The following is a 12,918-nucleotide window of genomic DNA, read 5'->3' as shown; positions in this document are numbered from 1 at the left end:
CACCGGAGGGACGAAAAACTATGAGGGGAACCGAAGCTCCCATGTCCTTCATCCCGCATTCGCGTGTGAGTTAACGGGGCGGCTTATAGGCAAGGCGGCCGCTAAAGACAAGGCTTTTGTCGCCCTCGCCCCTCCCGTCCGGAAACACCCTCTTGGCCTTTCTAGGCATTTTTGCGTAGTCTTTCCGGAACGGGCGTCCATAAGCCCGGTCGGAGGGAACACATGGCTAAACGGGTAAAGCGGCAAAAGCTCACAAGCCTTTCAGATATCTACAAATTCTTCCGCCACAACCAGACGCCGATCTATTTCCTCTCGCCTACCCCCTACAATCTTCTGGGTCTCGGGCGCTGGATCAACAAATTCGAATACATCAATTTCTTCGACAGTTTCGACGGCACCCATCCCAAGATCACGGTGCCGCGCGAGCATGGACCGCACGAGTTCCGCTCGATCGAGGATGTGAACAACTATCTGCTGCGCCACAAGGAGGTCCGGGCCCGGATCGCCGAGCGCGGCAAGGGCCTGCTCATCCTGGTGATGCTCGACGAGGAGACCGAGAAGATCGCCAGGGAACTCGGCCTCAAGATCGCGCTGCCGCCCGTCAAATTGCGCAAGCATATCGACTCGAAGATCGTCACCACCCAGCTCGGCAACGAAGCCGGCATCAAGAGCGCTCCAAATGTGCTCGGTAAAGCAAAGACTTACGCGGAACTCCTGAAGCTTGCTCAGAAGGCGAAGCTGGGCACCGACCTGGTGGTCCAGACGCCCTATGGCGATTCCGGCCGCACCACCTTCTTCATCAAGAGCGCGGCGGACTGGAACAAATATCACGACAAGATCGAGGGCGAGCAGCTCAAGGTCATGCGCCGGATCAATCACCTGCCCGGCACCGTCGAGGCGGTGGCGACAAGGCATGGAACCCTGGTCGGCCCGCTCCAGACCGACATTACCGGTTTCACCGAGGTGACCCCTTACAAGGGCGGCTGGTGCGGCAATGACGTCTTTGTCGGCGGCCTCGACAAGGAGCGCCGGGCCGTCACGCGCATGGCGCAGAAGCTCGGCGACCGGCTCTACAAGGCGGGCTACAAGGGCGCCTTCTGCATGGACTTCCTCATCGATACCGATACGCGGGAAGTCTATCTGGGCGAGATCAATCCGCGGGTCTCGGGTGCCTCCCCCCTCACCAATCTCATCACCTCGACCTATGGCGGTTGCCCGATCTACCTCTTCCACATGCTCGAATTCATGGATGTCGACTGGGAGATCGACCCGGCGCAAGTGCAGAAGCGCTGGACCGAATATGACAATTGGAGCCAGCTCATCCTCAAATACCCGGTCGATCGGGTCGAGATGATCACCAAGGCGCCGGCTTCCGGCATCTGGCAGATGAACGATGATGGGAATATCTCGCTCATCCGCAAGTCGATCGACTGGTTCCTGGTGTCGGGCGAGAACGAGGCCTTCTATTTGCGCGTCTATACCGCCGGCGATTACCGCTATCACGGCGCCGATATGGGCATACTGGTGTCGCGCGGGCGCATGCAGACCGATGACCGCAAGCTGAAGGACCGCGCCAGGCATTGGGTCGATGCGCTCTACAGGCAATTCGCGGCAATCCCGCTCGAAGGCTCGTCGGCGCCGACACCGCCGCCGATGGACAGCGCCAACAAGATGTTCTGAACCAGGGAGGCCACCATGGTCATCCAGCTTCATTCATGGCCACGCAGTTCGGGCACACGCATCTCCTGGGTGCTCGAAGAGCTCGCTGTGCCCTATGACTATGTCGCCCTCGACGCCGGCAAAGGCGAAAACCTGTCGGCTCGCCATCTGGCGCTGCATCCCATGGGCAAGGTGCCGGCGCTGGTCGATGGCGGGTGCAGCTTCTTCGAGTCGGGCGCCATCATCCTGCATCTGGGCGACACCTATGGCGTATCGCGCCGTCTGTGGCCCGCACCCGGCAGCCAGGAGCACGCGGATGCGATGTCATGGACCGTCTGGGCCTTTGTCGAACTCGGCGCCCATATGATGCAGTATCTCTATCACGGAGCGGATACGCCCGTGTCATACGACCCGGCGGACCGCAGCCGCGCTGCCGGCGACTATAGCCTGTCGCAGTTCCAGCGCTGCCTCGATGCGCTCGAAACGCGATTGGCCAAGCGCGAATACATGCTCGGCGATTTCACGCTGGTCGATGTCGCCTGTTCCGGCGGGCTGATATTCGGCACGAGCCTCGGCATCTCGCTCGGCGATCATCCGCGCGTGGCGGCGTGGAAGCAGCGCTGCGCCGAGCGGCCGGCCCTGAAGCGCGCACGCTGAGGCCAAACAGGCTCCAACCTCGATATGCGGCCCGCATCACGCCAAGGTTGCCGTCATCCAGCCGGCACACCCCATAGCGGGCGCAGGTGTTAACAAAATCTTCCGGCACATCCGAGTTTTCAGACAAGTCACTAATCATTTAGTCACGGCGAGCCGCTAGCCTGTCGCATCGGGGCAAGGCAAGGCAATGGATTTCCGCGCAATTCTGGCGCGCTTCGGGCGCAAGGGGACACTCGAATTCTGGATGGCGCTATTGGCGGGGGCAGCGCTCCTCGCGACGATCGCCGTCGTCTTCTATTCGCTGAACCATCTCGCCGACGAGGTCGACCGTACCGACCGGAAGCTGACCCGGCAGACCGCCGAAGCGGCGGTCAAATCATTCATCCGCAAGCTGCATGACGGCCATCAGGACTATGCCCGCTGGGACGACGCGGCGACCAGCCTCTTTGGCGTCCCCAATCCGGACTTCGTGCAAAGCAGCTACGCCGATTCCACCTCGACCGGGATCATCTTCGACACCGCATTCCTGATCGATGAGAACGGCAAGGACCTGTTCGCGCTGCGCGACGGCCAATCACTCGCCATCTCGTCCCGGGACTATTTCGGCCCGGCGCTTGCTCTCATCCTCAAGCGCAGCGATGGTCCGCCGGGCCTGTATGCCTCGTCCAGCGGCTTCTTCAAGACCCCGGACGGAATCGCGGCGGCCGTCGCCGGACCTGTCGTGCCGTTCTCCTACGGCATTCCGCTCGAACCCGGCCAGAAGCGGATGCTGGTGATTGCCAGGCATCTGACAACCGCGACCGTGCGCCGTCTCGGCGAAGAATTCGTCATTACCGGCTTCGCCTTCGCAGATGCGCAGACACCGGCCGAGCAGAGCGTCGTCCTCAGCGATCCCTCCGACCAGCCGATCGGGCGGCTTGTCTGGTCGATCCGAACGCATGGCTCCAATGCGCTCGCCACCATCCACCCTGTCGTCTCGACCATTCTCGCCTTGCTGTCGCTGATCATGATGGCCGTCGTCTTCACCGCCTGGAGCAACCTGCGCGCCACGATGCGCAGCCAGGAGGAGGCCGAGCATGCCGCCTCGCATGACTTCCTCACCGGCCTGCCCAACCGCGCTTCCCTGCTCGCCACGCCGATCGGCGGCGAGAAGGCGCTGCGCATGCAGCACGATGTATGCGTCGTCTTCCTCGACCTCGATGGCTTCAAGGACGTGAATGACACGCATGGCCATTTCGCCGGCGACCGGGCATTGCTCGGCTGCGCCGCCGGCTTCAGCCACATCACGGCCGGCAAGGGAGTGCTGGCGCGCGTCGGTGGCGATGAGTTCGCCTTCCTTTCCACCGGTCCCGAAGCCCTGCAGACCGGCCGCAAGGTGGCCGAGCAGCTCATCGAATTCCTGCGCGAGCCGCTCAGGACGCCCAAGGGCGAGCTCCGGCTCGGCACCAGCGTCGGCATCGCTGCCGGCTGCTCCATGGATACGACCATCCACGAGCTGCTGCGCCGCTCCGACATCGCCATGTATGAAGCCAAGAAGCTCGGCGGCAACCGCATCGCCAATTACGACGCCAATATCGATGCGCGCATGCAGGAGCGCGCCGCCCTCACCCATCACTTGCGCGAGGCGTTGGGGGCGGGCGAAGTGTCGGTCAACTATCAGCTCATCGTCGATGCGGCGACGCATGAGGCCAAGGGAGTGGAGGCGCTGGCCCGCTGGACGATGTTCGACGGACGCGTGATCAGACCAGATATCTTCGTCGCGCTTGCCGAGGAAGGCGGGCTCATCGATGTCCTCGGCAACTACGTGCTGCGCCGCGCCTGCATGGATGCCCTCGCCTGGCCGGCATTCCACCTTTCGGTGAACGTGTCGCCGGTGCAGTTCCGCAATCCGCGCTTCGAGGAGATGGTCGGCCAGGCGCTCGCCGAAACCGGCTTTCCGGCCGACCGTCTCGAGCTCGAGATCACCGAGCGACATCTGATGATCGAGCCCGACATCGCCCTCGAGGTCATGCGGCGGCTGAAGGAACGCGGCATTTCGATCGCACTCGATGATTTCGGCACCGGTTATTCAAGCATCGGCTATCTGCGCACCTTCCCCTTTGACCGGCTGAAGCTCGACCGCTCGATCTGCGCCGACATCACGATCAACGCCAATGTACAGCAGCTGGTCCAGGGCACCATTGCCATCGCCCGCTCGATGGGGCTGAGAGTGACGGCCGAAGGCATCGAGGACGAGTTCCAGGCCAAGTTCCTGCGCCTCGCGGGCTGCGAGCTCCTGCAGGGGTTCTATTTCAACCGGCCGATGCCGGCATCCGAGATCAGGCCGAAGGTGCTGGAGGAGGCCTAATTCACGAAGCTGCGGCGCACGGGAAGCGTGTGCACGTTCTTCGGCGCCGGCGCATCGACGCGGCGCGGCGTGGCGAGCGCACCCAATGAATCGAGATAGCTCGCATCGAAGCGCTCGCGATCATAGACCGGGAAGTCCGCGGCGCGGTCGCGGAAGCTCTTGGCCATCTGGCCCAGGCCCCTGATGCCACGCTCGCGCGAGCGGCGCACCAGCTCCATGTCGATCTCGATCGGGATGATCTGCTCGGTCGCATCGCCCATGAACAGCGCGTGGCCGGACGGGTCGAAGACGCAGGAGCGGCCATTGCCGCCGGCGCCCAGGCCGTTCACGTCGAAGATGTAGCACTGCATCATCGCCGAGGTGGCGTGGCTGATGGCGATATCGACATCGCGGTCGATCGTGTGGGTCATCACCGGATGCAGGATGACATCGACGCCCATGGCGGTGAGCTGGCGCGCGGTCTCGGGGAACCAGATGTCATAGCAGTTGAGGATGCCGAACCGGCCGACGCCTTCGATATCGAAGGTGAAGAACTCCTTGCCGGCCTGGACTCCCTGCTCGAGCGGCAGGAAGGGGAACATCTTGCGGTAGCGGCCGACGATTTCTCCCTCCGGATTGATGACCGAGGTGGTGTTGAAGATGCCGCCGTCGCGGCGCTCATACATGGAGCCGTCAATGATCCAGATGCGGTGATGACGGGCGATATCGCGGAACGCGTCTTCCGCCGCTCCCGGCAGCGGCTGGGCATATTGCAGCAGGGGCCCGTAGCAGGCGAGCTCGGAGAACATCACCATCTGCACCCAGGGGAACAGGTGCATGGTCAGATCGATCCGCTGGCGCATGGCATCGATGTTGGAGCCGTGGCCCAGCTGCATCTGAATGCCGGCAATGGCGAAAGGCGTCATGATCGCTAGAACCTCGCTGATTTCTTACGCAACGTTATAGTTTCCTGCCTGACTCGGGGGATGTTGTAGCTGGAGCTGCAAGTTCAAGGCAAAACATTTGTACTGAAACAATCGCTACGCTTTCGCCACGTTCTCGTCAGCTTTTTTCCCTGTGAAAACATAACGTTGATAGATGTAACCGATTCCCACCAGGAACAGGCCGAGCCCCAGAAACGAGGCCACCCGGTAAAGACCGCCGAGTGCCGCCATGTCGGAAAGGAACACCTTGCAGACGGTCAGGATAAGGATGGCAAGCGCCCCATGCCGCAGCCATGGCGCCTTTCGCCACAGGCCGATGCCCAGCAGAACCAGGGACGAGATCAGCCAGACCACCGAATAAGCGTAGTACTCGCCATCAGTCTTGGCCCAGAGGTCGAGCACCGGTCCCTGGAAGGCACGCTTGGTCTCGAGCGTGACCCAGGTGAGGATGAGGGTCAGCGCCATGGCAAAGAAGACGATGCGCAGCTGCGGCAACCCGGCGACCGGGGGCGCCGTGTAGCCGATGAGGCCGATCAGCACGGCCGGCGCCAGATAGGCGACCAGCAGCTGGTTGAAGATCGGATAGTTGCCGATGCTCTCATAGCTGAAGAGCGGGTTGAGGACGAGGAACTGCCCGATGATGACGCCGGCAAGGCCCAGGCCGATCAGGATGATCGCCCACCATTTGTCGACCGCCCGGCCGGAGGCGGCATAGTTGCGCAAGCGCCACCAGCCGGCGGCGAGCCACACCAGCGTATGGAGCGACAGCTCGAACAGGCCCACCTCTTCCGACGCGATCCGGCCCTCGGTGAATATCCTGATCTCCAGCGCCACAAGGAGAAGCGCGAAGACGAAGGCACCGCTTTCCATGACGGTGACGGTGAGATCATTCAGCCGCTGCCTGAACATCCAGCCCGCCACGAAGAAGGCGAGTGCGGGAATGCCATAGCCATAGAGGATCCACTGGGTGCCCAGGGCGTGGTTGGTCTCGTAGCTCAGCACATAGGGGTTGAGCGCGAGCCGCGCCAGGATGACGGCGGCGACGGCGAGCGCCAGCTTGCGCAGTTCCTTGAGATCGAGCGTCTTCTCGAGCCAGGCGAGTGCCGGAAGCTGCAAGGCAAGTGCTACGGTAAGCCAGGCCTCATGGAAGACGAAGGCGAAAGCGAAGCTGACGCCGGCAAGGGCTGCCGCCGCATAGAAGCCGAGCGCCAGGCGATAGGGCCGCTCTTCCCGCTTCTTGTTGAGGGTGCCGGCCAGCGTGACGGCAAGGCCGGCGGCTGCCGTCGCGGTGAGCGCCCAGAGAAGATCGGTGGTGAAGAAGATGGGGAAGAGGCGGCTCTTCGCATAGGCGGCGGCCAGGATGAGCAAGGCACCGAGCAGAGAAATGCCGGCCCAGACCGCCGGCCGTGCGCTGCCGCGCAGCATGAAGAACCCCAGACCGGCGATCAGCGCGCCTGAGAAAAGATAAGAAAGGACAAAACTCTTGGCCTCCCGCGGAAATAGTGGCGCGCTAATCGCAAAGAAATTAACATTACCGTCGTGAATGAGCTGCCTATCCAGAATGTCTTGCACGTCCCAGACAAGGAGCGTGATGAGTAGAAGTGCCGCCGCATGGGCGATGAGGCCGTCGAAGCGCTGGAAACGCCGGCCGGCATAGGCGAGCGCCACGGCGCCAATCGCGGCAAGTACGAGGCTCACCATCGGCGCATTGGCAAATGAGGCAGCAAGGCCCATGAGGCCGACACTGCCCGTCACCGCCAGCCAGCCGTTGAATTCAGGTCCTTGCGGCTGGTGCGGCTTTTCCCAGATGACCGGCGCGTCGTCCGGCGTGAGTCTGAGCGCCAGCCAGATGGCGGCGGCGCTGAGCACGGCCAGGAAGGCGGCAATGATCATGAGATCGCGCGCCTGCATCGCGCCCAGGATCCAGGCGCAGGTCCACAGGAGCCCGCCGATCGTCGCGCCATAAGCCAGCCAGCCCCAGCCGCGATAGATGACGACGGCATAGGCGGCGGCGGCGATGAGCGCCAGATAGGCGAACAGGATCGCGGCATTGGGCTCGTTCGAGGAGACGAGGCCCGGCGTGGCGAAGCCCGCGAGCAGGCCAATGATCGCCACGATCGGGCTGTGGAGGGCCGCCAGCGCAAAGGCCACCAGCGCCACAATGGCGAGGCCGATGAAGGCGACGGTCGGACTGAGAAGATCCAGCAGGCCATAGGCCGCATAGATGCTGGCGAAGGAGATGAAGAGACCGGCGCTGGTGAGCGCACCCGGCACGTAATCGGGCTTCACCGCCGCCAGCTGCTTCTGCAGCGGGCGGCGGCGCAGCCATTCGCCCGCAGCCGTCAGCGCGATGCCGAGGACCAGGCCGAAGGTCGCGCGCATGGCGGGCGTCAGCAGCGCATTCTCGATCGAGTATTTGATGAGGAAGATGCCGGCGAAAACCAGCGCCACGGCGCCGAGCCAGACAAGCCAGCGCGAGGCAAGCCGCTCTTCGATGCCGGCGCGCGTCGCCGCAGGCGGCAGCGGCGGCGGACCTGCGGCGTCGACCGCCCCGGAGGCTTCGACCGGCTCCAGCTGCTCGATGACGGGTTCGGGCGGCGGCTCCACCGCAATCGGCTTATCCGCGACCTGGCTGGCCTCGGCCCACACTTTGCCGGTCGCCGCCGCAGACGGCGCATCAGCAGCCGGCGCGGCCTCCGGCACAGGTCCAGCGGCCTGGTGGGAAGCAAGCTTGCCTTCGAGCACGGTGATCTTGCGCCGCAGGTCTCCGGTCCGGCTCAGCGCCACGATGGAAAGGATCAGCGGGGCGAAAAAAATGCCCAGTCCGATCAGGATTGCGAGACCAATGAAGCCGTCTTCCATAGGAATCAGAGTTTACGTTAAGGCCAGCCCCGGGGGCTAGCCCCTAGGCATTGGCTTCCGGCGGCAGGAAGTCGACCTCATGTTCGGCCGAGATCCGCACCGCCTCCATGGGATCGGCGACATTGTCGAGCTTGTTGAACAGCTCTTCCAGCATGCGGGCAGGCGACACCCAGAACAGCGCCCGCGCCGGCTTGTCCGACTTGTTGAAATAGCCGTGCGGGATGCCGCGCGGCATGCGCACCAGATCGCCGGCCCTGGCCTTCAGCCATTTGCCGTCGAGCTTGAGGTCGAGCTCACCCTCCTGCACCAGGATGAATTCGTCCTGGGTCGGATGAACATGCACCGGCACGAACTGGCCGGGCTGGCTGTTGGTCTCGAAGGCGAAGGTCGAGTCGCACACAGCCTTGGGGAAATAGAGCTGCCCCAGGATGTTCCAGCTCTTGCCGGCGAAACCGGCGCCATTGGCGGTGATGCCCTTCTCCAGATCCTGTCCCATGTCGTCTCTCCCTTCTTGTTATTTCCCCTGCCCCAGCAGCGCCTCGCGGCGCTTCAAGCTGTCGGCTGGCCATTGCGTCTTCATGTCGTAGAAAATATCGAAGGCCGGAATATCCTCGGAAAGCCTGACCCAGGGCAGCTTCGAGCGTGTGAAGATATGAGCGTCGGGCGCAAAGGCCGCGGCGTCATCGAGTGTGCTCATACGCACGAAGCGCATCGGCCTGCGGCCATAGTCGCTCCACAGAGCGATGCGGCATTCGGGGCAGCGGTAAATATCATGCGGACGGCCGCTTTCGGTCGGCATGCTCACGGCTTCCGGCTTGCCCTTAAGCAATTCAATGCGATCCGCCTCGATGACGCCGTTGATCACGAAGGCGCTGCCGGTCTGGCGCTGGCAATCGCGGCAATGACAGCAATTCACGAACATCGGCGGCGTCTTCAGCCGATAGCGCACGGCGCCGCAGAAGCAGCCGCCTTCAAGGGAATGGATCTCTGCCACGATCATAGATCTTGCACATCGACGACACCGGTGATCGCCTTTATCGCGCCCTTGATCTGCGGCGTCACGGTGAATTTGTTGCCGAGCACCACCTCGACCTCGCGCCCCTTGTCCATCTGCAGGACGAGCTTGACCGGCGCCCGGCCGCCATTGGTCAGGCGCTGGGCGATCGAGTCGATTGGCCTGGCATCGCGCACGAAAATGGTGAGGCCGGAGGTGATCTGCGCCGCCACCTTGTCGAGCTCTTCCACTCCTTGCAGGCGCAGCCGCACCTCCTCGCCATCGACATCCGCCTCGACCCGGGCGATGACGGCCTTGCCGGGCTCGAGCATATCGCGCGACACGGCGAGCGTGTCGGAGAAGCAGATGGTCTCGAACTGTCCGGTCGGGTCGGAGAAGCCGACAAAGGCGAATTTGTTGCCGGATTTCGAGCGCCGCTCCTGGCGATGGGTGATGGTGCCGGCGAGCTTCGCCGCCGTAGCGCCCTTGGTCAGCGCCTTGTCATGGAAGGAGGTCCAGGTATCGACGCCGAGACGCTGCAGTCTCGTCATGTAGTCATCGAGCGGATGGCCGGACAGATAGAAGCCGACCGCCTCAAACTCATGCGAAAGGCGATCCATCGGCAGCCACGCTTCGCGTACGGCCAGGGGAACGTCTTCCTTGCGCCCGGATGCCTGGCCGAAAAGATCATGCTGGCCGGCCTCGGCCTCGGCCGTCGTGCGGTTGGCCATGGCAAGGATGGCGTCGACACCGTCGAAGACCTGGGCGCGGTTGGGCTGCAGATCATCGAAGGCGCCCGCCTTTACCAGGCTTTCCAGGGCGCGGCGGTTCAGGATATGGGCGTCGATCCGGCGCGCGAAATCACCCAGCGAGACATAAGGCCCTTCGGCGTTGCGCTTCTCGACTAGATGGTGGATGGCCCCCGACCCGACATTCTTGAGCGCCGAGAGCGAATAGAGCACGGCATTGTCCTTCACCGCGAAATCGACTTCAGAGGTGTTGATCGAAGGCGGCATGATCCTGACCCCGATGCGCTGCGCCTCCTGGCGGAAGACCTGCAGTTTATCGGTGTTGCCCATATCGAGCGACATCGAGGCGGCCAGGAACTCGACCGGATGGTTGGCTTTGAGAAAGGCCGTCTGATAGCTGATATAGGCATAAGGGGCCGAATGCGACTTGTTGAAGCCATATTCGGCGAATTTGGCGCAGGCATCGAAGATATTGGTGGCGATCGTCGCATCGACGCCGCGCTCGATGGCGCCCTTGAGGAAGTTGTCGCGCTGCGCATCCATTTCCGCCTTGATCTTCTTACCCATGGCGCGGCGCAGGAGATCGGCCTGGGCCAGCGTGTAGCCGGCGAGATCCTTGGCGATCTGCTGCACCTGCTCCTGATAGGTGATGACCCCGAAGGTCTCCTTGAGGATCGGCTCGAGCGCGGGGTGCATGTATTCGATCGGCTCGCGGCCGAGCTTTCTCGCGCAGTAGAGCGGAATATTGGCCATCGGGCCCGGGCGATAAAGGGCGACGAGCGCGATGAGGTCCTCGAAGCGGTCGGCGTGCATCTGGCGCACCGCATCGCGCATGCCGGCACTTTCCAGCTGGAACACCCCCACCGTATCGCCCTGCCCCAGCATCGCGAATGTGGCTTGGTCGTCGAGAGGAATCTTGTTGGCGTCGAAATCCGCGATACGCTGGCGGATGAGACGCTGCGCCTTGTCGATGATGGTAAGCGTCTTGAGGCCGAGGAAGTCGAACTTCACCAGCCCGGCCTTCTCGACATATTTCATGTTGAACTGGGTGGCAGGCAGCGATGAGCGCGGATCGCGGTAGAGCGGCACCAGCTCTTCCAGCGGCCGGTCGCCGATCACGATGCCGGCGGCATGGGTCGAGGCATGCCGGTAGAGCCCTTCGAGCTTGAGCCCGATCTCCAGCATGGTGCGCACCGTCGCGTCCTTGTCGCGCTCTTCCTTGAGGCGCGGCTCGCCGTCGATGGCCTGGGCGAGGCTCACCGGATTGGCCGGGTTCATCGGGATCAGCTTGCACAGCCGGTCCACCTGGCCATAGGGCATCTGCAGGACGCGGCCGACATCGCGGCACACGGCGCGGGCCTGCAACTTGCCGAAAGTGATGATCTGGGCGACGTGGTCCTTGCCGTATTTGTGCTGGACATAGTCGATCACCTCATCGCGCCGGTCCTGGCAGAAGTCGATGTCGAAGTCGGGCATCGACACGCGGTCGGGATTGAGGAAGCGCTCGAACAGCAGCTTGAAGCGCAGGGGATCGAGATCGGTGATGGTGAGCGAATAGGCGACGAGCGAGCCCGCGCCCGAGCCACGTCCCGGCCCCACCGGGATGCCCTTTGACTTCGCATATTTGATGAAGTCGGAAACGATGAGGAAGTAGCCCGGATATTTCATCTTGATGATGACATCGAGCTCGAAATCGAGGCGCTGCCTGTAGTCCTCCTCGCTGTGGCCTTCGGACAGGCCTCGCTCCTTGAGGCGCGCCGCAAGTCCTTCCACCGCCTGGTGGCGCAGCTCCTCGGCCTCATCGCCTTCGCCATAGCGCGGCAGGATCGGCTTCTGCGATCTGACCTTGACGGCGCAGCGCCGGGCGATCTCGACCGTCGAGGCGATGGCTTCCGGTATGTCGGCGAAAAGCGCCGCCATCTGCTTGGGCGTCTTGAAATAATGCTCGGGCGTCAACCGGCGCCGATCCTCGGCGGCGACAACCTCACCCTCGGCGATGCAGATCAGCGCGTCATGGGCGGCATAATCGTCCTGCTTGGCGAAGTAAGGCTCGTTGGTGGCGACAAGCGGAACATCGAACTCATAAGCGAGATCGATGAGGCCCGGCTCGGCCAGTTGCTCATTCTCTGTGCCGTGGCGCTGCAATTCGACATAGAGCCGGTCACCGAAGATCCTGATCAATTCCTCGATGCGGCTGCGCGCCACGGGCGGCTGACCCTGGACGAGCGCCTCATTGATGGGACCGCCAGGCCCGCCGGTCAGGCAGATCAGGCCCTCCGCATGGGCCGCCAGATAGTCCATGCCCACATGGGGCTCGGCCGTGTCAGGCGTATCGAGATAGGCGCGGCTCGTCAGCTTCATCAGGTTGCGGTAGCCGGCCTCGTCCTTGGCCAGCAAAGCGAGGCTCGGCAATTTGCGCAGGCCCGGCCGCTGCCGATGAACCACCTCGGGCGAAGCTTCCTCGCAGGCAATCCTGAGCGTGCAGCCGATGATGGGCTGGATGCCCTTTTCGCTCAAGGCATCGGAGAATTCGAGCGCGCCGAACAGATTGCCGGTGTCGGTTATGGCGAGTGCCGGACTCCCCATATCCTTGGCGAGGCCCGCCATCTGCTTGATATGAAGGGCACCCTCCGCCAGGGAATAGGCGGAATGAGCGCGCAGGTGGATGAAGGTGACACTGTTTTTCGACTCGTCCGGCATGGGCTGAGCCTAGCGCAATCGGGGCTG

The 12,918-nt window shown here is 63.1% G+C and carries 8 protein-coding genes; 3 read left to right on the top strand and 5 right to left on the bottom strand.

The annotated features are described in order from the left end of the window. The first annotated feature begins 222 nt into the window (after positions 1-222). From DT068_RS20820 to DT068_RS20810, 3 genes are all read left to right on the top strand, one after another. Complete coding sequence (locus DT068_RS20820; RefSeq protein WP_119391810.1) at positions 223-1,680, top strand: biotin carboxylase; 1,458 nt, start codon at positions 223-225, stop codon at positions 1,678-1,680. A gap of 15 nt (positions 1,681-1,695) precedes the next feature. Beyond that, on the top strand, positions 1,696-2,316 hold the full coding sequence (locus DT068_RS20815; RefSeq protein WP_119391809.1) for a glutathione S-transferase family protein: 621 nt from the start codon (positions 1,696-1,698) through the stop codon (positions 2,314-2,316). A 187-nt stretch (positions 2,317-2,503) separates the two neighbouring features. Beyond that, positions 2,504-4,663: a bifunctional diguanylate cyclase/phosphodiesterase gene (locus DT068_RS20810; RefSeq protein ID WP_119391808.1), complete on the top strand. Its 2,160-nt coding sequence runs from the start codon at positions 2,504-2,506 to the stop codon at positions 4,661-4,663. On the opposite strand, the gene DT068_RS20805 is transcribed toward DT068_RS20810, so the two are convergent. The 5 genes from DT068_RS20805 to dnaE form a co-directional block, all read right to left on the bottom strand. Further along, positions 4,660-5,568, bottom strand: a complete 909-nt coding sequence (locus DT068_RS20805) for a carbon-nitrogen hydrolase family protein (protein WP_119391807.1) — start codon at positions 5,566-5,568, stop codon at positions 4,660-4,662. The two genes, DT068_RS20810 and DT068_RS20805, sit on opposite strands and share 4 nt — an antisense overlap. A gap of 114 nt (positions 5,569-5,682) precedes the next feature. Continuing rightward, positions 5,683-8,448, bottom strand: coding sequence for a DUF2339 domain-containing protein (locus DT068_RS20800; protein ID WP_119391806.1), 2,766 nt, complete (start codon positions 8,446-8,448; stop codon positions 5,683-5,685). 43 nt (positions 8,449-8,491) lie between these two features. After that, positions 8,492-8,944: a cupin domain-containing protein gene (locus DT068_RS20795; RefSeq protein WP_119391805.1), complete on the bottom strand. Its 453-nt coding sequence runs from the start codon at positions 8,942-8,944 to the stop codon at positions 8,492-8,494. Between the two features lie 18 nt (positions 8,945-8,962). Next, the gene (locus DT068_RS20790; RefSeq protein ID WP_368904887.1) at positions 8,963-9,442 is read right to left on the bottom strand and encodes a GFA family protein; all 480 of its coding nucleotides are present in this window, start codon (positions 9,440-9,442) and stop codon (positions 8,963-8,965) included. 2 nt (positions 9,443-9,444) lie between these two features. Continuing rightward, positions 9,445-12,891, bottom strand: coding sequence for a DNA polymerase III subunit alpha (gene dnaE / locus DT068_RS20785; protein ID WP_119391803.1), 3,447 nt, complete (start codon positions 12,889-12,891; stop codon positions 9,445-9,447). Positions 12,892-12,918 lie beyond the last annotated feature (27 nt).

Source organism: Taklimakanibacter lacteus, from assembly GCA_003576695.1.
GTDB classification, from domain to species: domain Bacteria; phylum Pseudomonadota; class Alphaproteobacteria; order Rhizobiales; family Aestuariivirgaceae; genus Taklimakanibacter; species Taklimakanibacter lacteus.
Note: the sequence above shows the minus strand (reverse complement) of the source record. Positions and strands in the feature narration are given on the sequence as shown.